Source organism: Pseudomonas sp. P1.8, assembly GCF_001269805.1.
In the GTDB taxonomy this organism is placed as follows: domain Bacteria; phylum Pseudomonadota; class Gammaproteobacteria; order Pseudomonadales; family Pseudomonadaceae; genus Aquipseudomonas.
The window spans coordinates 580,504-604,777 of sequence record NZ_LHVM01000016.1 but is presented as its reverse complement, the minus strand read 5'-3'; the positions used below and the strand labels follow the sequence as shown (position 1 = coordinate 604,777).

General features: G+C 54.6%; 24 protein-coding genes. 9 read left to right on the top strand and 15 right to left on the bottom strand.

The genetic code is table 11. The annotated features are described in order from the left end of the window. Nucleotides 1-58 precede the first annotated feature (58 nt). The 7 genes from rbsD to AD668_RS19205 form a co-directional block, all read right to left on the bottom strand. Nucleotides 59-463 (bottom strand): D-ribose pyranase, encoded by a 405-nt coding sequence (gene rbsD, locus AD668_RS19235; RefSeq protein ID WP_053161288.1) that lies wholly within the window; start codon nucleotides 461-463, stop codon nucleotides 59-61. Continuing rightward, a complete protein-coding gene (gene rbsK, locus AD668_RS19230) occupies nucleotides 460-1,377 on the bottom strand; it encodes a ribokinase (protein WP_053161286.1) in 918 nt (305 codons plus the stop codon). Before rbsK ends, rbsD begins: the two co-directional genes overlap by 4 nt. Before the next feature lie 21 nt (nucleotides 1,378-1,398). After that, a complete protein-coding gene (locus tag AD668_RS19225; protein ID WP_053161284.1) occupies nucleotides 1,399-2,418 on the bottom strand; it encodes a LacI family DNA-binding transcriptional regulator in 1,020 nt (339 codons plus the stop codon). 3 nt (nucleotides 2,419-2,421) lie between these two features. Further along, a complete protein-coding gene (locus AD668_RS19220; protein WP_053161282.1) occupies nucleotides 2,422-3,399 on the bottom strand; it encodes an ABC transporter permease in 978 nt (325 codons plus the stop codon). Beyond that, a complete protein-coding gene (locus tag AD668_RS19215) occupies nucleotides 3,396-4,949 on the bottom strand; it encodes a sugar ABC transporter ATP-binding protein (RefSeq protein WP_053161281.1) in 1,554 nt (517 codons plus the stop codon). The genes AD668_RS19220 and AD668_RS19215 overlap by 4 nt, the downstream gene beginning before the upstream one ends. A 54-nt stretch (nucleotides 4,950-5,003) precedes the next feature. Further along, complete coding sequence (locus tag AD668_RS19210) at nucleotides 5,004-5,960, bottom strand: sugar ABC transporter substrate-binding protein (protein WP_053161279.1); 957 nt, start codon at nucleotides 5,958-5,960, stop codon at nucleotides 5,004-5,006. A gap of 189 nt (nucleotides 5,961-6,149) precedes the next feature. Beyond that, entirely contained in the window at nucleotides 6,150-6,602 is a 453-nt protein-coding gene (locus AD668_RS19205; RefSeq protein ID WP_053161277.1) for a hypothetical protein, read from the bottom strand. Nucleotides 6,603-6,950: 348 nt separating this feature from the next. On the opposite strand from AD668_RS19205, the gene AD668_RS19200 reads away from it, so the two are divergent. The 3 genes from AD668_RS19200 (at nucleotide 6,951) to AD668_RS19190 (ending at nucleotide 9,185) form a co-directional block, all read left to right on the top strand. Then, entirely contained in the window at nucleotides 6,951-8,039 is a 1,089-nt protein-coding gene (locus AD668_RS19200) for an asparaginase (protein WP_053161275.1), read from the top strand. A 182-nt stretch (nucleotides 8,040-8,221) separates the two neighbouring features. Further along, nucleotides 8,222-8,491, top strand: a complete 270-nt coding sequence (locus tag AD668_RS19195) for a DUF1654 domain-containing protein (RefSeq protein WP_053161274.1) — start codon at nucleotides 8,222-8,224, stop codon at nucleotides 8,489-8,491. Between the two features lie 4 nt (nucleotides 8,492-8,495). Continuing rightward, nucleotides 8,496-9,185: an endonuclease gene (locus tag AD668_RS19190; RefSeq protein ID WP_053161272.1), complete on the top strand. Its 690-nt coding sequence runs from the start codon at nucleotides 8,496-8,498 to the stop codon at nucleotides 9,183-9,185. 78 nt (nucleotides 9,186-9,263) lie between these two features. On the opposite strand, the gene AD668_RS19185 is transcribed toward AD668_RS19190, so the two are convergent. Continuing rightward, entirely contained in the window at nucleotides 9,264-9,629 is a 366-nt protein-coding gene (locus tag AD668_RS19185; protein ID WP_053161270.1) for an SPOR domain-containing protein, read from the bottom strand. 250 nt (nucleotides 9,630-9,879) lie between these two features. Here AD668_RS19185 and csrA point away from each other — a divergent pair, with 250 nt between their 5' ends. Continuing rightward, complete coding sequence (gene csrA / locus AD668_RS19180) at nucleotides 9,880-10,071, top strand: carbon storage regulator CsrA (protein WP_053161267.1); 192 nt, start codon at nucleotides 9,880-9,882, stop codon at nucleotides 10,069-10,071. A 158-nt stretch (nucleotides 10,072-10,229) separates the two neighbouring features. On the opposite strand, the gene AD668_RS19175 is transcribed toward csrA, so the two are convergent. Continuing rightward, nucleotides 10,230-10,685: a DUF2214 family protein gene (locus AD668_RS19175; protein ID WP_053161265.1), complete on the bottom strand. Its 456-nt coding sequence runs from the start codon at nucleotides 10,683-10,685 to the stop codon at nucleotides 10,230-10,232. A 616-nt stretch (nucleotides 10,686-11,301) separates the two neighbouring features. On the opposite strand from AD668_RS19175, the gene AD668_RS29030 reads away from it, so the two are divergent. Beyond that, entirely contained in the window at nucleotides 11,302-11,508 is a 207-nt protein-coding gene (locus tag AD668_RS29030) for a hypothetical protein (protein WP_082344524.1), read from the top strand. Nucleotides 11,509-11,521: 13 nt separating this feature from the next. Here AD668_RS29030 and AD668_RS19170 read toward each other — a convergent pair whose 3' ends face one another. The 6 genes from AD668_RS19170 to AD668_RS19145 form a co-directional block, all read right to left on the bottom strand. Then, nucleotides 11,522-11,755, bottom strand: a complete 234-nt coding sequence (locus AD668_RS19170) for a hypothetical protein (protein WP_053161263.1) — start codon at nucleotides 11,753-11,755, stop codon at nucleotides 11,522-11,524. A 576-nt stretch (nucleotides 11,756-12,331) separates the two neighbouring features. Next, the gene (locus AD668_RS19165) at nucleotides 12,332-12,760 is read right to left on the bottom strand and encodes a hypothetical protein (RefSeq protein ID WP_053161261.1); all 429 of its coding nucleotides are present in this window, start codon (nucleotides 12,758-12,760) and stop codon (nucleotides 12,332-12,334) included. Continuing rightward, nucleotides 12,750-13,772: an HlyD family secretion protein gene (locus tag AD668_RS19160; RefSeq protein ID WP_053161260.1), complete on the bottom strand. Its 1,023-nt coding sequence runs from the start codon at nucleotides 13,770-13,772 to the stop codon at nucleotides 12,750-12,752. Before AD668_RS19160 ends, AD668_RS19165 begins: the two co-directional genes overlap by 11 nt. A 7-nt stretch (nucleotides 13,773-13,779) precedes the next feature. Next, a complete protein-coding gene (locus AD668_RS29025) occupies nucleotides 13,780-15,906 on the bottom strand; it encodes a TolC family protein (RefSeq protein WP_082344523.1) in 2,127 nt (708 codons plus the stop codon). A 1-nt stretch (nucleotide 15,907) separates the two neighbouring features. Further along, complete coding sequence (locus tag AD668_RS19150; protein ID WP_053161258.1) at nucleotides 15,908-17,236, bottom strand: glycosyltransferase; 1,329 nt, start codon at nucleotides 17,234-17,236, stop codon at nucleotides 15,908-15,910. 7 nt (nucleotides 17,237-17,243) lie between these two features. After that, complete coding sequence (locus tag AD668_RS19145) at nucleotides 17,244-18,638, bottom strand: diguanylate cyclase (RefSeq protein ID WP_053161376.1); 1,395 nt, start codon at nucleotides 18,636-18,638, stop codon at nucleotides 17,244-17,246. A gap of 306 nt (nucleotides 18,639-18,944) precedes the next feature. On the opposite strand from AD668_RS19145, the gene AD668_RS19140 reads away from it, so the two are divergent. The 4 genes from AD668_RS19140 to AD668_RS19120 all read left to right on the top strand — a co-directional run bounded on the left by AD668_RS19140 (nucleotide 18,945) and on the right by AD668_RS19120 (nucleotide 24,021). Beyond that, nucleotides 18,945-20,342, top strand: a complete 1,398-nt coding sequence (locus AD668_RS19140) for a GGDEF domain-containing protein (protein WP_053161256.1) — start codon at nucleotides 18,945-18,947, stop codon at nucleotides 20,340-20,342. Between the two features lie 420 nt (nucleotides 20,343-20,762). Continuing rightward, nucleotides 20,763-21,686: a site-specific integrase gene (locus tag AD668_RS19135; protein WP_053161254.1), complete on the top strand. Its 924-nt coding sequence runs from the start codon at nucleotides 20,763-20,765 to the stop codon at nucleotides 21,684-21,686. Between the two features lie 40 nt (nucleotides 21,687-21,726). Then, nucleotides 21,727-22,877 (top strand): IS3 family transposase gene (locus AD668_RS19125; protein ID WP_156322335.1). Its coding sequence is split into 2 segments (ribosomal slippage): nucleotides 21,727-21,961 and nucleotides 21,961-22,877, totalling 1,152 coding nucleotides; the frame shifts between segments, so codons are not numbered across the junction. 688 nt (nucleotides 22,878-23,565) lie between these two features. Next, nucleotides 23,566-24,021, top strand: coding sequence for a hypothetical protein (locus AD668_RS19120; RefSeq protein WP_053161252.1), 456 nt, complete (start codon nucleotides 23,566-23,568; stop codon nucleotides 24,019-24,021). The last annotated feature ends 253 nt before the right edge of the window (nucleotides 24,022-24,274 follow it).

Sequence of the window (24,274 nt, the reverse complement as noted above, 5' to 3'; positions counted from 1 at the left end):
GAGCATAGCGAATGCCTGGCACACGCTTTGTGGAAGGCTACGAGTACACGGCGCTCAGTCAGAACGTCACACCGGCGATCAATGCAACATTGCAGTACGGCTGACATTCGCCGGTACGGACAATTGCCCTTGCCTGACGACTCAGTGCCTTGAACTGTTCATGACTGAGCAGCTCACGACGACCCAGCACCCCCTCCGCGCTCAGCTCATCAAGCACTGGCAAGGCTGACGATTTTTTCTCGAGGATTTCCTGAGCCAGCACATGACTTTCGACCTGCATTTCGCTGAGTACAACTTTCAAGGTGCTGACAAAGTCTGGAATACCGTGGGTCAAGGCCAGGTCGATCAGCTCCACGCCTGGCGGCACTGGCAAACCTGCATCACCGATTATCACGATGTCCCCATGCCCCAGGGACGCAATCAGTCGGGACAGCGCAACGTTCAGCAAGGGTGTCTTTTTCATGAGGTTTGGAACACCTCGACTTCGGACAACGTGGGAATCGAGGGTTGCGCACCGGGACGAGTGACCGACAGTGCCGCAGCGACCTGACCGAATCGAATCGCTTCAACCTCACTTTTACCGGCTGCCAACGCTGCGGCAAAACCGCCGACGAACGTATCCCCGGCCGCCGTCGTATCGACTGCCGTTACGACTGGCGCAACGAAGTGATTGAACCCAGCGCCATTGGCAAATAAAGATCCCTTGGCACCGAGCGTGATGATGACCTTGCCCGCCCCCATAGCAATTAACCTGGTCGCGGCGGTTTCAGCACTTTGCAGCGAGTCCACTGGCAAGCCGCTGAGCGCGCACGCTTCAGTTTCATTGGGAATCAGGTAATCGATGGATGCGTACCAATCGGCCGGCAGCGGCCGACTGGCCGGCGCCGGATTGAGGATGACGGTTTTGCCCAGTTCACGACCGCGTTTGAGCGCATGACCGACCGTAGCTTCCGGCACTTCAAGCTGACAAATGATCACATCGGCGGCTTGCAGCACAGCATCGAAACAACCAATCAGCGCGGGCGTTAGCGCTCCATTGGCACCAGCGACAATCACGATCGAGTTCTGGCTATTGTCGTCGACCACGATCAACGCCACACCACTGGAGCCCTCCACGGTGCTGACCGCCTGGCAATCAACCTCCTCCACCAGCAAAGCTGCGCGCAATGCCTCGCCGTAGGCATCATTTCCCACGCAACCGACCATCGCGACCTGAGCCCCCAACCGTGCAGCGGCCACCGCCTGATTTGCGCCCTTTCCACCGGAAACCGTGGCAAATGATTCGCCGATCAAGGTTTCACCGCCACGCGGCAACCGTGGAGCCCGAGTGACCAGGTCCATGTTCAAGCTGCCTATTACCACTACTTTTGCTGGCATACAGTACTCATTCATGGGGTTTCAGCGATATTCGTCGAACACGCTGGCCAGCGGCGCGGTCGATTCGCGCATGACAATGCGCGGTGTCACGATCCGTTGTTCGGTGACCAGGTCCGGGGTGGCAATCCGTCGCAAAAGCACTTCTGCGGCCATTTCACCGAGTTGCAGGATCGACTGCCCCACAGTGGTCAACGCCGGATAGACGTAGCGACTCATCTGAATATCGTCGAAACCAATCACCGAAAGCTGTGTCGGCACACGAACATTGCGCTCGGCAGCAGCTCGCAACACGCCGATACCGATCATGTCGTTGGCCGCAAAAATGGCGCTGGGCGGGTTCCGAGCCAGCAGGATCGCCGCAGCGTTATACCCCCCTGTGCTGGTAAAGTCGCTTTCCAGCATGCGCTCACGCGGGACGACGATTCCCGCGTCTGTCAGGGCACGGCAAAATCCGCACAGGCGCATTTGCGCCACACTGGTGGTCGGCGGGCCGCTGATCGTGGCGATTTCCCGATGCCCTAACTCCAGCAGGTGGCGGGTTGCCAGATAAGCGCCATATTCATGATCGATTCGTACCAGATCCGCATCGACCCCTTCAAGCCCACGATCAACAATCACCATAGGCGTACGCACATTCGCCAGGCCATGCGCCAGGCCGCCGTCCCCTCCGGCGGACGCAACGATCAGCCCGTCGATGCGCTTTTCCAGAAGTACTCTCAGGTAGTTGCGCTGTTTTTGCGGGTTATCGTCGGAGTTGCAAAGAATCACGCAGTAACCGTTGCGCTCACAGTAATCTTCGATACCTCGCGCCAGTTCGGCGAAGTACGGATTCAGGCTGTTGGGCACCAACAAACCGATGGTCGCGGTGGTCTTGGCCTTGAGGGAACGAGCCACTGCACTGGGCACGTAGTCGAGGGTCTTGATCGCCTCCTCAACCTTGACCCGCACTTCCTTGCTGACTGGCCGGGTGTTGTTCACTACATGGGATACCGTGGTATAGGAAATCCCGGCGAGCGCAGCCACATCTTTAATCGTTGCCATGACTCAGGTCCGCCGGCTTGCGCGCTGACTGCGATAAGTATCGAGCACCACCGCCACCACAATTACCGCACCGGTGATGATGCGTTTGGTCGGCTCGGTCGCGCCAATCTGCGCCAGGCCGGCCGCCAATACAGAAATGATCAAAACGCCAAAGAACGTGCTGATGACCGAACCGCGCCCGCCCATCAGGCTGGTCCCGCCGATCACCACCGCAGCGATCACTTGCAACTCCAGACCGGAACCGGCATTAGGGTCCGCCGCCTCCAGACGCGAAATCTGGAACAGCGCTGCAATTCCCGCCAACAACCCCATCAGGCTGAACACCAGGATCTTGAAGGGTTTGGGGTTGATGCCTGCCAGGCGCACCGCCTCTTCGTTGGTTCCGATACCGATGAGATACCGACCAAACACGGTACGGGTCAGTACCGCCTGGGCGATGAAAATGATCAGCAAAGCGATAATAAACGACGGTGATATCCCGAAGGCGATCGGGTTGGACAACCAGGCAAACGCATCACCGATGTAGGCCGTCCGCGAACCGGTCATTTGATACGCCACACCCCGGGCCATCTCCAGTACACCGAGTGACACAATGAATGACGGAATGCGCCATGCCACGGTGATCGAACCGGTGATCGTCCCCGCCAACGCTGCCGCCGCCATGCCGAGCAACGCCGCCGGCAGAACACTCCAACCCCAGCCGAGGATGGCGACGCTGACAGTCGAAGCCGCGAGTGCCAGCACCGATCCAACCGACAAATCGATACCGCCAATGATCAGCACGAAGGTCATCCCGACCGCAAGGACCATCAAGTCCGGAATCTGGTTGGCCAGGGTACTGAAAGTGTCGTAGGACAGGAAGTGACTGCTCAAGGTCGAGAACAGCACCACCATTGCCAGCAACGCACCGGCAAGGCCCATGTAAGTGCGGAGGCCATAAAAATGGCCACTACGGTTGCCGGTGGAAGAAACGGTTTTCATGGAAGATCCCTAGGCGCGGCTTCGTTGAGCAGCGCATCTCGTTTTTTGTAGCCGGCAAACGCGGCGGCAAGCAAATCATCCTGGGTCCAGCTGTCACGTTCGAACGTGTCGATCAGACGCCCTGCCGACAGCACGCCGATCCGGTCGCAAATCAGCATCAACTCTCGCAGGTCGCTGGACACCACCACCAGCGCCTTGCCCTGACGGGTCAGCGCGCCCAACAGATTGTAAATGTCGAACTTGGCACCGACATCGATGCCTCGAGTCGGCTCATCGAACAGCAGCACCGAACAATCGCGCTCCAGCCAACGTCCGATCACAACTTTCTGCTGGTTACCTCCGGACAGCTCGCTGACCAACTGCGTTGGACCCGAACTGCGGATGCGCATGGCATCGATCTGGCGCTGAGCCAGCGCGTGCTCCTCACCGTTGTCGACAAAACCGCCACTGGAGATGCCTGGCATGTTGCCCAATGCGATGTTGGCGCTGATCGATTGCGTCAACAGCAAACCTTCTCCCTTGCGATCCTCCGTGATCAGCGCGATGCCGTGGCCGACCGCATCAACCGGAGAGCGAATGCCGACGACCTGCGCAGGTGTGCCCAAAGCAACCGTGCCGCTGTCCGCCAGATCGGCCCCGAAAATCAAGCGTAGCAACTCGGTGCGCCCCGCCCCGATCAACCCGGAAATACCAAAAATCTCGCCGCCGCGCACTTCGAAGGACACGTCGCGAACCTTGTCGGAACGGCTCAGCCCCCTGACGGTCAACACCGGAGCGCCGATTTTTCGCGCGCCCATATCGATGTGTTCGCCGAGTTCACGACCCACCATCAACGTGACCAGTTGTTCACTGTTGTAGTTGGCCATCGGCTCGACACAAACCAGGTTGCCATCGCGCAACACCGCGATGCGCTGAGCGACCCGCGCCAGCTCTTCGAGACGGTGAGAGATGTAGATGATCGACACACCACGCGCCTGCAAGCGAGTGATCTGCTCGAACAGCATCTCGACCTCCCGCGCGGTGAGCATCGCGGTAGGCTCGTCGAGAATCAGTACATGGCAATCGCCTATCAGATTACGGGCGATCTCGACCATCTGCTGGTGACCGATCCCCAACTCTCCAACCAGCGTGTCAGGGTCGATCGCATCAAGCCCGACTTGGGCCATTGCCTCAATGGCCGCCTTGCGCAGGCGCTTGCGACTGATCCAGCCACCATTGCTGGGCAGGTTGTCGAGGAACAGGTTTTCCGCAACCGACAACGTTGGCAACAAATTCAGCTCCTGCATGACCATGCGGATCCCGATACTTTCCGCGTGCGCCCTGCTGCCCGGCCGATAGTGCTGCCCCTGAAACTGCATCTGACCGGTTGTCGGAGTGACCAGGCCGCCAATGATTTTCGACAGCGTGCTTTTGCCGGCGCCGTTCTCGCCGGTCAGCGCCAGCACCTCGCCGCGAATGAGCGTCAGGTCTATACCGGACAGGACCGGTTGCGCGTAGGTCTTGCCGATGCCACTGACCGTGAGGACAGCGCCGGGGGTGGAAACTGACATAAAACTCTCCACGCGCCCGACCCGATGGCCGAGCGCCTATGCGTCGCCAGAGGATTACCGGGTAACCAGCTCTACGGGAGTTTCAATTACGCCGTTAGTGCCGCCGTCGACCTGCTCGCCCTTGAGAATCTTCAGCGCAGTCTCGATGCCGAATACAGCCTGCCGGGCCGCAAACTGGTCAGCGGTGGCGAGCACGCGGCCGTCCTTGAGCATTGGCTTGATGGCATTGATGTTGTCGTAACCCACCACTTGTACCTTGCCGGCCTTGCCCGCCGCACGCACGGCAGAGACCGCGCCGACCGCCATGCTGTCGTTACCGGCCAACAGAGCCTTGGTTTGCGGGTATTCACTGAGAATCGATGCGGCCACTTTGTTGCCCTTGTCGATTTCCCAATCGCCCGATTGCAGGGAAACCACCTTGATTTGCGCCGCCTCCATTGCATCCTTGAAACCGGCGGTGCGCTGCTGCGCATTGGTGGTAGTGGACACACCTTCGATAATGCCGACTTCATCACCCGCTTTCAGCTGTTTGGCCAGGTAATCACCCACCAGACGCGCGCCTTTGCGGTTGTCCGGACCTACGAAAGGCACGCTGATATTTTTGCTTTTGACGACGGCCGGATCCAACTGGTTATCGATGTTGATCACGGTGATACCGGCGTCAATGGCTTTTTTGATGACTGGAACCATGGCTTTGGAGTCAGCCGGTGCAATGACCAGTGCATTGACCTTGGCCAGAATCATCTGCTCGACAATACGCGTCTGCCCTGCGGTATCGGTTTCGTCCTTGATGCCATTGGAAATCAGGTCAAATTCGCCGGAGTGATCTTTCTGATAGGCCTTGGCCCCATCTTCCATGGTCAGGAAGAATTCGTTGGCCAGGGATTTCATGACCAGCGCAACTTTGGGTTTTTCAGGCGTTTCGGCAAAGGCCGAGGCAACTGGCAGGGAAGCGGATGCGGTAATCAGCATAGCGACAGCGAGAAGGCGTCCGGCGAATGGCAGCTTCATGGATTCACTCCGTTCTTATGATTATTGTGAGCAATGCTAGCGCTGGCGTCAGTCACTCCATCCGCGTCGATAACGATTGTGGGAGAGCGAGCGCAAACGTTTGCGTAAAAAGGACTATGCGAATCTTGCCGCGGATTGTCAACGACCTGAAAAGCCAATTTGACGCAAGATGAAAAAAGCACATTGACGTTATGCCGTCGTATTGAGTACCGCTCCAGCGCCTGATCCCTTGTTCAATTCATTGATCAGACTGCCACTCACGACAAGAATGGCGCCGCTGGTATCGGCTATCTGCCCTTGAATGGCGGTTACCACTGCCGCCTTCGCCTGCACAGTGGCATAGGACGTTGCTTGAGCCGCGGCCAGTTGCTGCTGCTGTTCACGCAATTGCTCCTGCAACTCCTTCAATCGCTCGAGCAGGACCTTCACCACGACGCTGGTGTCATCGCTTGATTCGGAATCGGTCCTTGTAACCTCACCGATCCCTGCCAGGCCAGTTCTAACGGGTTTGTCGTCGGACTCTTTCACTCCCGACGCCTGTTCGACATCGGCCGTTGATTGGCTCACCTCACGAACCGTGACAGCCGAACGCAAACCGGTGGTCATAGCCTGGGCATTGGGAACGCCTACGATGGACGACATGTGAACTCCTGAAAAAACATCCTTTGACGAAGCATCGACCCTTGCGCAGATTTCTTTAACTTCGGTCTACAAATGAATCCGGCGATCGGCTTGCCTGGCGCATTTCTGTTTCGGCGAGCCGAACGCACAAAGCCCAGAAAGTCGGAATTCCGGACGAACTCATATTAAGCCACTTCAACACATATAAAAAATAATCTTATAAAACAATATCTTATGTAATTTTTTAAACATAAACGTGTACTGGTACACATCCTGCTCTTGTCATTGCACCCCAGGTATTCAGATCCGCCTGGGTCGAATCTAGATGAACCTGCATCAGTACCGCCTCACAACTAGAAGAGAAAAATAATGACATTTGCACTCAAGACCTTTGTTCCGGGCGCTTTGGCCCTTCTGCTGATACTTCCCACAGCCCTTCAGGCAAAAGAAGCCGAAACACAACAGAAACTGGCGAACGTAGTAATCCTGGCCACCGGCGGAACTATTGCAGGCGCGGGCGCCAGTGCCGCCAACAGTGCTACCTATCAAGCGGCCAAAGTCGGCATCGACAAGTTGATCGCCGGCGTTCCCGAACTCAGCCAGGTGGCCAACGTTCGCGGCGAACAGGTCATGCAAATCGCCTCCGAGAGCATCACCAACGACAATCTGCTGCAATTGGGTCGCCGCGTGGCGGAACTGGCCGATAGCAATGACGTCGATGGCATCGTGATCACCCATGGCACCGATACCCTGGAAGAAACGGCGTACTTCTTGAATCTGGTGGAGAAAACCGACAAACCGATCATCGTTGTCGGCTCCATGCGTCCGGGCACTGCGATGTCTGCCGACGGCATGCTAAACCTGTACAACGCCGTGGCCGTCGCCAGCAGTAAAGAAGCTCGCGGCAAAGGTGTTTTGGTCACCATGAACGACGAAATTCAGTCCGGCCGCGATGTCAGCAAAATGATCAACATCAAGACCGAAGCGTTTAAAAGCGCCTGGGGTCCGCTCGGCATGGTGGTTGAAGGTAAATCCTACTGGTTCCGACTTCCAGCCAAGCGCCACACCATGGACTCGGAGTTCGACATCAAGACCATCAAGAGCCTGCCGGATGTCGAAATCGCCTACTCCTACGGCAACGTAAGCGATACCGCCTACAAAGCCCTGGCTCAATCGGGTGCCAAAGCTATTATCCACGCCGGGACCGGCAATGGCTCGGTCTCTTCGCGCGTCGTCCCGTCCCTGCAAGCCCTGCGCAAGGATGGCGTGCAAATCATCCGCTCCTCTCACGTCAATGCTGGCGGATTCGTCCTGCGTAACGCCGAACAGCCGGACGACAAGTACGACTGGGTGGTGGCTCATGACCTGAACCCACAAAAGGCGCGCATCCTGGCGATGGTCGCACTGACCAAAACCAACGACAGCAAAGAACTGCAACGGATGTTCTGGGAGTATTGATTCACTTCGCCCGATCGGTTCCGATCGGGCATCTGCGGCACCACTCGCCAGATTCCGCGAGTGGCTCGCTCCAAACCTGACAAAAAAATCTACGCACGTCTTACACCAAACAGGACAAACCGCTGTCAGAGGATTTTCTTGAATTTTAAGCAGTTGCGAAATTGCCTACAGTTAAATACTGTATGCACGTACAGCTTAATAAGGATAATCCTGTGGACACCACTTCTGCCTCCCCCGACTCCTATGTACGCATGGGCATTCGCGTTCAAAAAATCATCAACTCACCCACCGCACAAAAAGCCAAGGCAGCGCTGATCTTCCGCGTTCCGGACGAACCCGTGGATGAATGGGAGCGCTTGCTCGAGGAGATCGATGAAAACGACAACGTCACCCTCGCCTATCGCGACGATGGCGGCGTACAGATTTTCTGGGTTGTGCCGAAGGAAGATTGATTCAATGACTGTCCGTTGTTTTGCTTTGCTGTTTTTGTTTTTCACCCTGGGAGCTCAAGCCGATGCCCCTCGCACTTTCAACGAAGCCAAGAAAGTCGCCTGGACATTGTATGCTCCACAATCAACCGAGTTTTACTGTGGCTGCAAGTACAGCGGTAATCGGGTGGATCTTGCAGCCTGCGGTTATGTGCCACGCAAAAACGCAAAGCGCGCAGCCCGCATCGAGTGGGAGCACATTGTTCCAGCCTGGCAAATCGGTCATCAACGCCAATGCTGGCAAGAGGGTGGACGCAAGAACTGCACCAGTCACGATCCGGTTTACCAGAGAGCCGAGGCTGACCTGCATAACCTGGTGCCCAGCATTGGAGAGGTCAATGGAGATCGCAGCAACTTCAGTTTTGGCTGGCTACCGGAGCAATCAGGTCAATACGGCTCATGTTTGACCCAGGTCGACTTCAAGGCCAAAAAAGTCATGCCCCGGCCTTCCATTCGCGGGATGATCGCCCGGACTTATTTCTACATGAGCAAGCAGTATGGCTTGCGCTTGTCGAAACAGGATCGGCAACTCTACGAAGCCTGGAACAAGACGTACCCGGTCCAGACATGGGAACGCCAACGCAATCAGAGCGTGGCGTGTGTCATGGGTCGTGGTAACGAGTTTGTCGGTTCGGTGAATATGAAAGCGTGCGGCTGAGATCGAAACGACACCGAACACACAAAGGCCTCGAGGTTTACACCCGAGGCCTTTTTCATGCATGGACACTATTATTGGTTATTGAGCTGCGGGACGCTCAAGCACCAGTAATTCGATGTTCTGTTTTTTCGCCCGGGTCAACGCCGCACGGACTTCGTCTTGCTTGGCCTCAGCTTCGGCTTTCGAGGTAAACGGCCCCATGAGAATTCGGGTTTTGCCATTTTCCTTGACAACGCTGGACATGAAACTGTGCTCGATCAGCCAGCCGCTGAGATCGCTGACCGCCTGGGGGGTTTCCCCTCGCATTTCAAGATCCCACTGAGGTCCCGACACCTGCGCCGGAGCGGTTGGCATGGCCGATTGCGGCTTCTGTGCATCCACATTTTTGCCTTCACCGCATCCCGCCAGCGCCAATACCACGAACATCCAGACCATTTTGCGCACAGCGTTTCCCTCAAAATGCTTAAAGCGATGATTTTAACACCCATGAATACTTCGCGAGTGCCGCAAAATCGGCAGAAAACAGCGAGAATGATGGATGCGGCCTCTGTATAGTTACGCTTTGGGAATTAATGCAGCATCTGCGCGTCAGAAAGAGGCACCCAAATTGTGAGACTTCGCACTAATCTATAGATACCACCGACCTCTGCACTGTCCGAATCAGGTGCCCCATAAAGCAATCAAGGAGAAGACCATGCTGATACTCACCCGCAAAGTCGGTGAAAGCATAAACATCGGTGATGACATTACGATCACCATCCTGGGCGTAAGCGGCCAGCAAGTCAGAATCGGCATCAACGCCCCAAAAGACGTTGCGGTGCACCGCGAAGAGATTTATCAGCGTATTCAGGCAGGCCTCACCGCCCCGGAAAAACCGCAGCCCTGAAACCTGTTGCAGTCAGTAGCCAGCCTGTTCATACCGGAATTACGGCTGGCTAAAGATTCAAGCACCGCGTTCGCACCATGATGATTCTTTCGCCGCTTTCCCGGCTAATACTACCGACAGGCGCTCAGCCTGGCTGTCAGACTTTTCCTGTTTACCCCTTAACCAAACGCTGCACCGCGTGCCATCCCGGTCGCTGCCACTATCATCAGCAGCACCAACAGCGCTTCGATGTGACTGATCCGCGCGAACAGCCCCACGCGTCTCGTATCGATGCCCACTCCCCGCGCCAAAGCTAACCGCCATTTGATCAACGTTACCATTGGCGCTATTTCCAACAGCAGGATCAGCACGAAAAGCGCCATTTTCAGATGGAACAGCGGCTGATGCAGATAGTAGTCCGCACCTTTCTCATATCCACCGAAAGCGCGCACCCCGCCGCTGATCAGCAGAATGACTGCGCAAATACCCCACACATTGTCCGCAATCAGAACGCTGCGCGCCCCACCCGCGCCATCGCTCAGACGCCGAAACGCCATGCCTCGCGTCAGTACCGCCCAAAACCCCAGGGCAACCGCCAGAAGATGAACAGCCGCAAGAAACCAGTGAATCAGCATCGAGAAACTCCTGTCAGGCGTAGTTGAATCCGTCTGTCAGTATTAGTCGATGAAAGAGTCGCTTGCATCGGGAGCCGTCTGACGCCAAAACCTGCGAGCAGTCCACGTACTTGCGCACAACGCGCAAACATAGAGCGACCGGCCGTCTAGACTCCAATACGCCAGTTCCCAGGCGTCCTGAGGGTACCGACCCCAACTGCAATTCATTCCCACCGAATTGAACTGAGCACGCAAAATCATGTGTGAATCATGTGATTCAAACTCTGCTTCAAAGCTTCATGGGCATCGTCATTTTCTCAAAGCCGCCGGACTGGGAGCCGGAGCCCTGCTACTGGCAGGTGCATTGCCCATCAAGATAGGCCTGGCAGCCGAGAAAACGGTACTGCGCAGGATGAGGTAGCTCTGGGAATTTACGCCTCGGTCAATTTTAATCGACTTGGAACACTCAACCACTCGTCGCTTCTGCCGAAAACTTGACGGTTCGAGGACAGCCATGGCGTAAGGATTGCAATGGACGCCCCCAGCAGCCAGGAACGACGTTATTCTGACGCTGCGACACTCTAAATAATGCTAAAGACTCCAGCAAAACGCTTGGTCAGTCACCAGGAGATGTAACGTGTCAACGCTCAATGAAATCGCAATCAACCACGCGAGATTGGCTAAGCAAGCAGCTGAAAACACAGATTTGAGCGAGCGGCGCCTGCAACAAATAGTAGGAAGCTTCGAAGTGCCGCCACTTGATAATCAAACGAGCATGCATCTGCACTTCATCGCTGGCGCGCAGGACACTCTCCATAGCCACACGAACGGTTACGCACTCTGACGACTTGTGGTCATTAACCGCCCTGAGTATCGATATCGGCATCTTGAACCGGCTTATGTTCCGGTTCAGATTTGAAGTCGGGACTGTACGAGTTGTCTTTCGCAGCCGGATCCTGCTTAGGATTATTCGGAGCGCTGACGGTCTTTAACGGTACTTCAGGCCGATTGGGACTATGCCCGGTTTCTTTATCCGTGCTACTCGTATCGCCCTGCGATACGTTTCCCGGTGCATTCTCATCAATGTCCATGCTGCTCTCCATATGCTCACGGAAAATGGTCGTGTTTGAATATGAGAGGCGGTGAAGCGCTGTAAGTGCAAAGCAGTGGACGAATGGCGAGAACAGAGCTTTGTGTTTTACTCCGCTTGGCTTAGCTCACACTGCGACCTTGCTCGTGGATTGGCGGTCATAAGCCACCCATCAGACTAACTACAAGGAGGGCGCCACCTGTGCCTACGCCCCCCTCGCTTCTTGACATGGATTTCGTCTACATCACTCTGGTAGATGTCGTAGCGGGCACTCGCCAGGGTCTGTGGGTATCCAGATAAAGCTGTTACCTGATTTCGTCTGGACTTAAAGGTTTATATACAACCCTTACCTATGAACCGGTTTTATTCTGGCAGCATCGCGGTGCCAGTCATTAAATGTGCAGAGAATAGGTTGGAATGGACTAGCGATAGTTAACGGTTGGGTTTGCGAGGGATTAAAGCGGTGTGACAAAAGGCCGGATGCGACAAGTAGTTCAATCAGAAACTAAAAACCCCGTAATTCATGATTTACAGGGCTTTTCTTTATACCGGAGAGATAGGGGCTCTAAACCGCGAGTCATTCGCGATTCAGCCCCCTCTTCCTGGCTTTTGCATAGAGAGAGGCTGCTGCCGAGAAAAGCATCGCCGCTCCCGCGATAGAAACAATGACAGGAGCAGCAGTAATAATGGCAGGAGCACTGACAACACCAATCGTTACTCCCAGTGCTGTCAATCCCGTAGGAGCGGCGATTGATGCACCAGCCACCGTCGCAGCAGCCACCAACCTGCCAGCTTTGGCTGCAGTATCTGCATGATCAGCAACCCGGTCTCGATGGTCGTCGAGCGTCTTTACTAGTGTCACCGCCGCCCCTGCAAGCGCCTTGACCTTACCCACCCCCATCTCCTGGTACATACCAATGAATTGACTGGATAGTAGCCTATCGCCATAAAAGCTGTTCAGGAATTGGCTTAGCCAGCGCCATGCACGACGTTTGCTACCAATCATAGGGGAAATGAACACTCAACGGCAGTTGATCGATTCTCCAACGCGTCGGCAGTGGTTGATCAAACCTGGCAGCAACCTGCAATCCCATTTCGCTCGCGGCGAATGGCCCGCGCAGAACCGTCGGCGTGCGGGCGGCACTGTCTACGGCCCGTACCACGTGAGCATCCAGCCATTCTCCGTCCGGCATATGCACTTTCAGTGGCTGACCGATCTGCGCATAGTTGATGTTAATCGGCTCCAGGTAAATCCACAGCAATGGATCGACCTCCTGCTCCAGACGCATCAGCAACGTTCCTGGGCCGACGTTATCACCTTGAGTAACAAGTACTTCTGCTATCCGACCACTCTGCGGCGCCGTCACCGACAAGGCTGACAGACGTGTCTTCAGCCATTGCTGTTCAGCATTTTGCTGGATCACCTCCCGATCAAATCCTTGAGGCGATTGATACGCTTTCTGCTCACGACGTTCGAAAGCCAAAAAATCCGCTCGAAACCCATCGCGCTCAGCCTGTGCGGCCAGCACTTCACTTCGAGTGGCAGCGCCTTGCTGGACAAGACTGTCCAACTGCTGAACACGTTGCTCTGCCCTGCCCACCTTGGCTCTGAGCAACTGACGCTCTTTCATGCCCAAATCTGAATCGCCAAACCGCGCAGGTTCAACGGGCATGGCGGCAAGTTGCAACAGTCGGGCACGCCACTCCGGATTGTCCAGGTTGACGAGCGGTTGGCCCGCCTGCACGTGCTCCCCCGCCGTCACGAAGAGCTGCTCGACCCGACCGGTATCTCGTGCGCGCACCTCTTGAATAGGCAAGAGCAACTGCGCCGGCGCGTCAATCACCAAGAGGCCGTACAACAGCTTGCCGAAAAGCCAGAGTAACGGGCTGGCTACCAGGAACAGGATCAGGTACCAGCGTAAGCGAAATGCCATACGCTTACCCGGAGCGTAGAGCACGTTCAGGCCATGCTCCTCAGTGGGCTTGTGCTCTTTTTGACTATCGAAACGAATCTTCATGAGCCTCTCACCGTTTGGGGAAATCGCGCCAGGCTTGCCAATCGATACCGGCAATACCCTGAGGCTGTAGCTGCTTACGCCACACAGCTACCTGGCGTTGCAATTGTTCAGCAGAGGCGTCGGCCCAGCTTTCAGTGGATGGCAACTGCGGTTCGGTGCTCTGAGCCAGGCGAAATTGCAGGTCTGGCCAACGTTGCGCTATCTCCCCTGCCAGTTGCGCACTGCGTTGGGGGTTATGGGTGTAAATCATCAGGCTGACCTGACGTACCCCGATTGCCGGCAGCGCACACGGCACACAGGGGTGCCCGGCCTGAGCCGCAACGAACCAGCGATGGTGGCTCGATATTTCCACTGGCCAACGGCTTGCCACTGATGCCGCTCGTAACGTGTCGAGCCAGTCTTTCAGGCGTTGATCGGGGACCGGCATGCCGAGCTGTTCGACTTCGAGATCCAGATGAAGGCTTGCAAACGAAAGTCCATTGAACTTTTCCAATAAATCCGTCAGTTGCTTGCGATGCTGCGGTTCAATCCAAGTTGGGTCGCCGAGTAGCAGACTCACTTGCAGACCACTGCGTGCAGCCTCCTGGAGCAATTGCTCAAGCTGCTGGCGAGTGACCGACAAATTGCTAACCTGGAGGGCGTTGAGCCCGAGATAGATTTTTTGCATCCCGGCTTTGCGTAATGCTTGCAGTTCCGACTGACGACGCATCGGGTCAAGTAACGCTTCGCTGTTCCAGACATAAGTGGCCTGGAGCCATTTTTTCGGCTCGACCGGAATTTGTTGACGCCGTACCGCGGAGGTTGAGGCAGCAGCCATCGCAGAGGGTTGCGGCTTGATCATCGGCGACCATTCCAAACGTTCGTCACCCAATAATGCTGCAAATTGTGGGCTGTCTTCGGTGAAGAGATTCAACTCAGCCTGACGCAACCAGGCTGCATGCCACGCCGCAATCAATTCGAATCCTGACTGAAAATAAACGCGCTCAGTGGTTAATAAGGCATTGAAATTTCCATTCGCGTCCAGCTTGCTTCGAGCCTTTTCCTCATTGAGGGCCAACGCGGCGGTATGCCATTGCTGACTGCGTTGCATGATCAACGCTTGAGCGTTGTTATGGGCTCGCAATGCCTTGCTCAGCTCCAGACCCAACGAACGTCGTTCGGCCTCAACACGGCTGGACGCCGCTTCATAGCGTGCGTCGGCGACTCGTTGGCGAGCCCGCGTGTTTCCGACCAAATCGAAAGGCGTCGATAAATTGAGGCTGGCCACCATACCGCTGCCCGCTTTATCCGAATCACTGCGATACTCCCGAGTGCTGGCCAGAGCAATATCGGAATCAATAGAGGAGTACCAGGAGTTGTCTCGCTCTTTGTCAGCCAGATCACGAAGGCTTTGCTTTTCCGTGACCCTTGGATGCTGATTCAACAGTGCCTGCCATTGAACCAATGGTTGTGGTTGTGGCGCGAGAGGCTCAGCGACTGCCTGGGCGGTTGCAGGTAAGCCGCTCATGCTGATGCTAGCTAAATCTTCGCGTACGTCGCCTTCGACCTTGGGCAGCGCCATGCATCGGGATGAAATCCCTTCCCACTCATCCAACTGCAAATGGCCTTCGGAGGTGCGTGACGCACCTTTTGCCATACGCAGACGAATTGCCTGACCAGCCTTCCTGGCCGCAAGAACGAACGCAGCACAAAAAGCTGATTCCTGTTGCACGCGCCACCAATCAGCGTAAGCACTACGCAATGCCAGACGCTGGCTAGCAATCTCCAAAGCATTCTGCGATTGCTGTCGTTGGCGTTCGTACTGATTGGTTTGCAGTAAGTCGAGCTGACGCTTAAGGCTGCCCAACAGAGGATGGCGTACACCGAGACTTAAATTTCTACCGTTATAATCATCGCGCACGTCTGAGGCGACCAACTCGTCATAATGCCCGACGCCAGCACCAGCGAACACTTGCCATCCGGCCCGGTCCTGGTGAAGTTTGGCTTCGGCGTCGAGGACTCGAAGATCAGCCTGGCCTGCACGAAACAGAGGATCTGATTGTTGCTGATCTATCAACTCTTGAAGAGTCAGCGGCTGGGCCAGCAACGAAAAAGATGACATCGATAAAGTTAGAGTCAGCAGTACCGATCGCATTTTAGAACCTTGTGGCTTTTTTCAATACCCACCATGGAGCCATGCTGCTTTCCTCATGGCCACGACGGAACACCTCATTGAGTATGGCAACCGCACTCCAGCAGCGCATGATCAACATGAACAGTGGATAAATCGGAACCAGCAACCCTAGTCGCAAGTCCTGTCGAGGTCGATCGGAAACAATAAATAGCAAGGCACCGAACAATATTGCGGTGATCAACAAATACAGCAAATAAACCAGCGACGACAAGACCAATAGCGTCGAGCCAGGCAGAGTGAACAATGCTACTAAGGTGTAGCCAAGAATGATGAAAGGTAACACCAACTGAAAAAAGAAGGCACTGACGAGCATCATTAAAAAACTCCGCCAACCTAATAGAGCTGGATTAATACTGTGGCTGTGCTTGCGTACGTACAGAAAAAAAAGGTCACCATCCCAACGAAGTCTTTGCATTAGAAACTGCTTGAGCGTCGTTGGAGCATCGGTATGGCCGACGGCTTCTGGTTCAAATGGGATTCTTAAATTATGACGCCCAAAATAACTTTTGATACGCAGTGTTATATCGAGGTCTTCCGCTGTGTGAGTATCCCAGCCACCAATCTGTATAAGAAAACTGCGACGAAATGCGCCGAAGGCACCCGAGATATTATTGACCAGATTCCACTCGGCCAGACCGATTTTCGACATATGAATCGAGAGTAAGTACTCTAGAGCTTGCATCGCTGCGGTTAGGGAGCTCCAGGCATTACGGACTCGTAAGCTGCCAGCCACGGCTGGCACCGTTGGGTCTGCAAAATGCCGCACAATGGCACTGACCATGTTGTTGTCAAACGACGTGTCGCCATCAAGAGCCATCACAATCTCACCGCTGGCATGGGCCAGACCGGCATTCAATGAAGATACACGGCCACCACGTTGCCACTTGGCAATCGGACGAAGATGCCGCCGCGGATACAAATCAGGATCTACCCGAAAGCTCCGTACCGCATGCAACGTAGGCTGATTCAGAGTAGCGCCGTCCACCACCGGTATCATCTCAATGTGTCCGGGGTAGGTTTGTTCGCACAGGCTCAACAGCGTCTGCTGCACATCCATCCCTTCGCTGTAACAGGTGACGATGCAAGATACTTTCGGTTGATAAAGGCTGCGTTGGGGGCGGTAGGAGTGGCGTCGCACGAACCAACGCAACACGCCCAGCAACACTAGAGTATTGAACGGCAACTCAAGTAGCAGGAAATATGGAAAGAGCACAAAGAACAATTGACTCACACCACCTGGTCCCGCCAGTTGATTGAGTAATTCCTGCGCCTGATCAAAGAGTGGATTCATGGCAGCCTCAAGCCAGCTCGCTGGCCAGACGGGCCAACAACAATTCGCCGTCCTCCTGTTCAAGCAAATCTTGGGGTGCAGTGAAGCTGACAACACGAAGAAATATCTGACTGACCTCAGGTGCCGAGAATAACTCGGCGACTTTCGCCAGACGCTGTTTGACACTCAGCAGTCCTTCGGCCCCCGTGTGCGGGAGCATAAGCCAGAGGAACTCTTCCGAACTTCGAGAGCACCGATCGGTTTCCCTGACTGTTTTTTGTAAACGATCGACCAAACTGTCCACGAACGCATGCCCGCGGTGCTCGCCAAGGCGAAGCAGCGTATCGGCCAGGTTGACAAAGCGTAAACCAATCAGTGAAAACGCCGGCTGCTGATAGCGGCGTACGATTTGGATTTGCCAAGTGAGCAGGTCATAGAAATCCTTACCTCCCAATAAATTGAGTTGACCGAAGTGATTGACCGCGACCACCTCATTGTTAAAGCCTTGGCGGCAGCGTAAACGCCCTGCTTCAGACAAGCGGTAGTGCCTGATTTCGCGCACCCGAAGCTTGTCAGGTGCATGCGCCAAGCCACAATCCAGGCAACGCGCCTGGACATCGGCATCAACGAAAAATGCTTGGCACGACCGGCAGCGATAGTTCTCTAGTGGTCGGTCATAGTCGCTGCCAATATGTCGCAACCGGTTCAGACAGTTAGGACAAAGTAATGTCCCGTCTTTCAGAAAACTCTCTTGCGGACCGACATGACCACAGGTAAAGCAGTGCAGTGACGGCTGACGTGAAATGTCTAAGGCCTGGCATTCGGCGCACACATCAACATAGTTCAAACGACCCGAACCGCAGCCTGAACAGAGTCGGATGCGATCAACCAACACCCCTTCCTCCAACCAGTTTTGCTGGGCCATCAGTGTCAACCAAACGAACGTATTGGCCTTCTCATCCTCGGCCAAAATCTCCAGCAATGGGTAGCGATAATGCTGAGGCACCTCTGGATCGCGTAGTGCACACACTTCTGCGCTGGAGTGTAACCACAACCACGAAAGCACCCGACTTTCAAATCGATCAGATGCCCCCCCGCTATTAAAGAGTCTGAACCGTGCTCTCCACAATCTCCAGAGTGACGTTACTTCCTGGAGATCAGCAGGGGGAGCACCATCGCCCAGCGCTTCGCACCAGGCGTCCATATCACGGCAGCAGTAAATTAGACTGGACCGATAAGCAGTATCTACACGCAACTTACGAAGGAGTTGCCCAGCAGAGGCGCCGGGTATGTCAAGCAGCAACACATCAAACGCGGAAACGGCTAAAAGGCTGTCCAGATCAGCAAAGCGTTCCAGTTCTAAGGCGCCAAAACCCGAAGTGAAATTGCCAAGTACAGCAATGCGTGGAGTTGAAGTGGGCATGATTTGGTCCCTGGAGCATATAAATAGCTCACAGCCAGCAAAATCAAAAAACACTAGCATCCAGTTATAAGATCATCTAGGTCAATATGTGCGAGGTAAGATTAATTCATAACCATTTTTCAATTCCAGATGTGTATTTCCGAGCAGTGCCGACTGAAACTCGGCCCATTCATACTTTCATCCTTAGATAATTTTCACCAACATGACGCGGGTCATATGGTTATGATTTTTAAATGTTCTACTATGCGCGCCCGCCAGGCAGCGGAAGTTCAAGAAGACTGCCAATGACCTGTAGGAGTGACAATCATGAGGTGGGTAATTGAGTATGCGCGCGCCGTAAAGATTGGGAGCTGGATAATAGGGGCAGTCTTGATCGTGATTGCGGTAATCGGGGTGACCGACCGTTATCACCGCCAGCGCGCTCTGATGGTGGAGGGGCAACAAATATTGCTGATGCATCGGAGCGGTTGGCTCTATGCCACCTTAGTACGCCAGTTGACAATCCATAAACTGCGACATTCACTGCTTCTGGCAAACCCCCTACCGACCGGGTGTCTGCCAGACCAATACATTACCGAGCAACAGCGCGCCGCAGAGACCTTAACTGACGTTAGCGAAGAGCTGTCTCAATACACATTGCGAATACCCATACGTCAAGTGGCTGCGATGCCCAGCCCGCTAGCGCCAAAGATGCGTTTGACGAAGGGTGGCATTCAGATGACCAGTCGCCAGCTTCTGGGTTACAGCTGCAATGGGCCTTACGCAGTGATCCGGGAAACACAGACCCTGTTACAGCCGTTACCGCTACCGCCGCGGTCGGCCGTCGGACCGGCGCTTGTCGATACGCTTATCGTGCATGTCGCCGTGAGCCACGGCTTAGAGGCCCCCTTGTATGTCGATATTCACTTCACCGACGACAAGGTAGATCTGATGCCTGCCACAGCCGGCTACTGGCCCACCACACCGCTTACCAAGGAACAAGTCGAGGAGCGCTTTGTCCGGAACATAGTGGATCCTCAAAATGCTCTGCAATTGCATTTCTATAGTGAACTCCTGACATCGAATTTCATGCCGCTGTTCCTAAGCTGGAATGGTCTCGCTTTATTAATGCTGGCCGGCATGCTTGCCAGTGTTTTGCTGATCATTTGGCTGGCGGGGCAATTGATTGATGCCTACGGGGTACAGCATAGAGCCGCAACCCGCGACTTTCTTACCGGGTTGTACAACCGACGGGGTGCGATGGCGTTGGCGGAGGCGGAATTGGCCAGGGCCACGCGTACGCCCAGTTCGTTGTGTGTATTGATGCTGGATATTGATTACTTCAAACGGGTCAATGACACCTACGGCCATGACGGGGGAGATGAGGTGCTGAAGTTTTTTGCCCAACTACTTATCCTGACTGTACGCCAACATGACCTGGTCTCCCGACTCGGCGGGGAAGAGTACCTCATCCTACTGCCGGATACCGATCTGACCGGCGCACAATCGATGGCCGAGCGCTTGTTGCAGGTCTTGCACGACTCGACACTCGACTATGCCGGAACAACCATTGGCGTCACCTGTAGCATAGGTATCACAGCTTGGCGCGGGCCGGAAGACAACATTCAGGCCATGCTTATCCGTGGCGATCTTTTGCTTTACCAAGCTAAACAACAAGGCCGTGACCGCTATGTAAGTGATGAACACTTATCAACTATCAATTGAAGAGCACAGGCTTTGGAAAGAAAAAGACACGCACATTTTGTCTGATTTTGGCTGAGCCGAGTGCGAAAACCCGGAAATTTTCTAACCATCAAGTCATCTAGATCGTCCATCAAAACAGCCCACCCACCATTTCATGATTACCAACTCACCACTGACCTCAGCCTTAGCCTGCCGTTGGTTGGTTGGTTGGTTGGTTGGTTGGTCGTGGAGTAACGAATATCCAGAGTCTCAAAGACAACAAAAAAGGGCCCACCTTTCGGTGAGCCCTTCTAGACCGCCCAGCAGAGCGGATTTTGTTTGGTAGGCGCGATTGGACTCGAACCAACGACCCCCACCATGTCAAGAGCCACCATGCTAAGCGCTGAGCCACGTAGCTCAAGGCCCTAAGAGAACGCCCATTCACATTATGAGGCGTCAACAATGGCTAACATCCGCTCCCTACCGTCAGGAAACTGGAACGCTCAGGTACGCCTGAAAGGAAAACCTGCCCAATCCAAAACCTTCCCTACTCAAGCACTGGCCCAAGCATGGGCTGACCAGCTTGAAGCTGTCACCAAGGAACACCAAACCCATACGCTCTACACCTTGGGCATGACCTACTGTGAAACCCTGCTCAAAGGTAAGGGTAGCTATGACCATGCAATCAAGATCGTTGACCAGCTCTTTGCTGCGTTCCCTCAGTCAATCCATGACATCACCCCTCAGCTAGTCAATGACTTCAAGCTGAAGCGTCTACAGACGGTCAAGCCTGCTACCTGTCGTATTCAGTTAGCGTTCATGTCCCGTTTCTTCAGGTTCGCTAAGCGTGGCCTGCTAATCGACATACACAATCCCGTAAGTGACATAACCCTACCCAAGCCAGACAAATCTAGCGACAAGGTAATCAGTGCTGGCGAGCTCAGACAATTGCTTAACAAGCTCTCTCCCACCATGGCGCTAATCGTAGAGATTGCCTATGAAACCGCTATGAGACGTTCCGAAATCCTCAAGCTCACGACTCACTGCCTTCACCTGGAGGAACGTATAGCGGATGTGATTGATGGGAAGAACGGCACTAGGTCTGTACCCCTAACCATCAGAGCCATGGAGCTATTGAAGGAAGCACAGCGTCTGGCATTAGCAGACCGAGCAAGCAAGGGGAGGCTGTTCACTGTGACACCTCATAGCGTCTCACAGGCTGTCAGATTGGCAAGGAACAAAGCAGGCTTAGACAATAGCGTCAGGCTTCACCAGCTTAGACATACACGCATTACCAATGTAGCCAAGAAAGGATTTAACAACGCTCAGATAATGATTGTCTCAGGACACAGGGATACAAGGTCTGAATCGCCCCGGGTTTCGTAGACACCTCTTTGCCTTAAACTGAGGCCAATTAGGAGGTGCCATGAGCAACCCGCGTTACCCCGAAGAATTCAAAATCCAAGCGGTCAATCAAGTGACCGAAAAGAAGCTGCCTGTCGCTGATGTAGCGGCCCGTCTTGGCGTGTCGACGCATAGCCTCTACGCCTGGATAAAGCGCTACAGCAAACCTCAAGAAGAACGGCAGCAGGACGATGATCAGCACGCTGAACTGCGTCGTCTGCGAGCAGAACTCAAGCGGGTTACTGAAGAGCGAGACATCTTAAAAAAGGCCGCCGCGTACTTTGCCAAGGAGTGCGGTTGAAGTACGCCTTTATCAAGCAGCGAGCAGATGACTATTCCATACGACGGCTTTGCCTGACGCTGAAAGTCCACCCCAGTGGGTATTACGCCTGGTTGTCTGAGCCGCAATCTGCACGCGCCAAAGACGACCAACGACTGCTGGGTTTGATCAAGCATTCATGGCTGGAAAGTGGCGGCGTTTATGGCTATCGCAAAATCCATGACGATCTGCGCGAGGTCGGTGAAGACTGTGGTCGCCATCGTGTAGCGAGGCTGATGCGTCTTGAAGGTCTGCGCTCTCAGACAGGGTATCGACGTCGCCCTGGAAAGTACGGCGGTAAGCCAGCGGTCGCCTCACCCAATTTGCTGAAGCGCCAGTTCGATGTCGTGGAACCCAACAAGGTTTGGGTCACCGACATCACCTACATTCGTACATATGAAGGCTGGTTGTACTTGGCTGTGGTGCTGGATCTGTTTTCTCGTCAGGTTGTAGGCTGGTCAATGAAGTCTCAGATGACCAGTGATTTGGCTATTGATGCGTTATTGATGGCGGTTTGGAGGCGTAAACCGAAACAAGAGGTAATGGTTCATAGCGACCAAGGTAGCCAGTACAGCAGCTCCGATTGGCGCAGCTTTTTGAAGGCGAACAATTTGGTTGCCAGCATGAGTCGCCGAGGCAACTGTCATGATAATGCCGTGGCCGAGAGCTTTTTCCAGCTTCTGAAACGGGAACGGATCAAGCGGAAAATTTACACCACGCGGGAAGATGCTCGTAGTGATGTGTTCGATTACATCGAGATGTTCTACAACGCAAAACGTCGTCATGGTTTCAACAATCAGCTGTCGCCGGTAGAGTTTGAAAGGCGTTACGCAATGAGCTTGCAAGGTGTCTAGAGAATCCGGGGCGATTCAATGACCTCGCCCACGAGATGAAGCAGATGGTGTTTGCCGACGATGTCAACCACTGGAAAGTCCGTGGTGGGTGATCCGCCTACAAGCTGGGCACCCCACGATCGGCGATGGCGGAGTATCAGGCAACAGGGATGTTGGATGTGCTGGCCTCATCGCCAGCAAGCCGGCTCCTACGGGGATCTGCGGCGAACCTAGGGTTTGTGAACGCCACCAAACAGTGTAGGAGCCGAGCGCATCTGCAACTCGATAGCGACCACAGACCGGACAATCTCTCTCCTCCCACGGGCCATGACACTGAATGCGTTCAGCGACACCTGCACAAACCAGACAGCTCATGGGATCACCATTATTTTTTTGTTAGTTTGTAGCTGATCCGTCTTTTTTTCAGCCGCTTTAATCTAACAACTCACCGCGTGTTCAATTACCAGACCCCCAGTCATAAGTCGGGGGCTTGAACCATTGGGATGTACCTCAGCACGGTACCGAGCCCATGGATGTCTGGCTCAATAGCGGGATCTGTTTTTTCGAAGAAAATCCCCGATGCTTAGGGCTAATTCCACGCCTACAACAGCGTGTGCGACTGCCGATCAAGCAGAGCAGCCGTCTTGCGACTAGCTTTACCTCGAACACTAAACCCTCCGCCCACAACTCAACCAGGTAAATGTTCGTTATGACTAAAAAAATCGACCTGACGATCACCCACGATTACCTCAATCCGTTTGCCTCGCCGGATAACCCCAAGCTAAGCCCCGGCCTGGTGGACTACCTGTCGGATAACGCCTGGCACCACCCCGAGCTGTGCCTGCAGATTTGCTGCCCGCAAGATGAGCGAGAACGCCTGCAGCAAGCCATCAGCAATACCTTTGCGCAAAAGAGCGAACAACTCAGAGGAGATATTCGCTCCCAGCGGCTGGTAGCGCTGACACTCTTGGGCTTGGCACTAGCCTTGGCACTGGCAGGCACGGCTCTGGGTATTGAAGGCACCATCCCCGTGGGAGTCGTTACCGTCACCGCGTGGATGCTGCTCTGGCGCAGCGGGGAGATATTTTTTCTGGATATCCGCAGCGCTAACCGGCAGTTGCGTAAGTACCAGCGCATCGCCAGCGCATCAATGCAGTTTGATTGAGGTTGGCGCAACCACAGGAACGCACTGCACGGCTGACTCAAGAGCAGGCGAATTCCTAAAAAACGACTGTCAGCCACCAACAAAAAGAGCCCTCGAAGGGCCCTTTTGTACTCAAACCAGACTCACTTGGTCAGCCAAGACTCGACGGTCGCGGAGGCTCGCCAGTGTCGAGCCTCTTCAGGCAGGTTGATGTCGGCGAGTTCTCCAGCAATGTGCGCGTATACGCCGTTTGCCCAGGAACTTCGCTCTTGCG

Excerpts from the sequence above, each read along its gene's own strand:
- rbsD (WP_053161288.1), bottom strand. The coding sequence starts at position 463 with ATGAAAAAGACACCCTTGCTGAACGTTGCGCTGTCCCGACTGATTGCG.
- rbsK (WP_053161286.1), bottom strand. The coding sequence starts at position 1,377 with ATGCCAGCAAAAGTAGTGGTAATAGGCAGCTTGAACATGGACCTGGTC.
- AD668_RS19225 (WP_053161284.1), bottom strand. The coding sequence starts at position 2,418 with ATGGCAACGATTAAAGATGTGGCTGCGCTCGCCGGGATTTCCTATACC.
- AD668_RS19220 (WP_053161282.1), bottom strand. The coding sequence starts at position 3,399 with ATGAAAACCGTTTCTTCCACCGGCAACCGTAGTGGCCATTTTTATGGC.
- AD668_RS19215 (WP_053161281.1), bottom strand. The coding sequence starts at position 4,949 with ATGTCAGTTTCCACCCCCGGCGCTGTCCTCACGGTCAGTGGCATCGGC.
- AD668_RS19210 (WP_053161279.1), bottom strand. The coding sequence starts at position 5,960 with ATGAAGCTGCCATTCGCCGGACGCCTTCTCGCTGTCGCTATGCTGATT.
- AD668_RS19205 (WP_053161277.1), bottom strand. The coding sequence starts at position 6,602 with ATGTCGTCCATCGTAGGCGTTCCCAATGCCCAGGCTATGACCACCGGT.
- AD668_RS19200 (WP_053161275.1), top strand. The coding sequence starts at position 6,951 with ATGACATTTGCACTCAAGACCTTTGTTCCGGGCGCTTTGGCCCTTCTG.
- AD668_RS19195 (WP_053161274.1), top strand. The coding sequence starts at position 8,222 with ATGCACGTACAGCTTAATAAGGATAATCCTGTGGACACCACTTCTGCC.
- AD668_RS19190 (WP_053161272.1), top strand. The coding sequence starts at position 8,496 with ATGACTGTCCGTTGTTTTGCTTTGCTGTTTTTGTTTTTCACCCTGGGA.
- csrA (WP_053161267.1), top strand. The coding sequence starts at position 9,880 with ATGCTGATACTCACCCGCAAAGTCGGTGAAAGCATAAACATCGGTGAT.
- AD668_RS19175 (WP_053161265.1), bottom strand. The coding sequence starts at position 10,685 with ATGCTGATTCACTGGTTTCTTGCGGCTGTTCATCTTCTGGCGGTTGCC.
- AD668_RS19170 (WP_053161263.1), bottom strand. The coding sequence starts at position 11,755 with ATGGACATTGATGAGAATGCACCGGGAAACGTATCGCAGGGCGATACG.
- AD668_RS19165 (WP_053161261.1), bottom strand. The coding sequence starts at position 12,760 with ATGATTGGTAGCAAACGTCGTGCATGGCGCTGGCTAAGCCAATTCCTG.
- AD668_RS19160 (WP_053161260.1), bottom strand. The coding sequence starts at position 13,772 with ATGAAGATTCGTTTCGATAGTCAAAAAGAGCACAAGCCCACTGAGGAG.
- AD668_RS29025 (WP_082344523.1), bottom strand. The coding sequence starts at position 15,906 with ATGCGATCGGTACTGCTGACTCTAACTTTATCGATGTCATCTTTTTCG.
- AD668_RS19150 (WP_053161258.1), bottom strand. The coding sequence starts at position 17,236 with ATGAATCCACTCTTTGATCAGGCGCAGGAATTACTCAATCAACTGGCG.
- AD668_RS19145 (WP_053161376.1), bottom strand. The coding sequence starts at position 18,638 with ATGCCCACTTCAACTCCACGCATTGCTGTACTTGGCAATTTCACTTCG.
- AD668_RS19140 (WP_053161256.1), top strand. The coding sequence starts at position 18,945 with ATGAGGTGGGTAATTGAGTATGCGCGCGCCGTAAAGATTGGGAGCTGG.
- AD668_RS19135 (WP_053161254.1), top strand. The coding sequence starts at position 20,763 with ATGGCTAACATCCGCTCCCTACCGTCAGGAAACTGGAACGCTCAGGTA.
- AD668_RS19120 (WP_053161252.1), top strand. The coding sequence starts at position 23,566 with ATGACTAAAAAAATCGACCTGACGATCACCCACGATTACCTCAATCCG.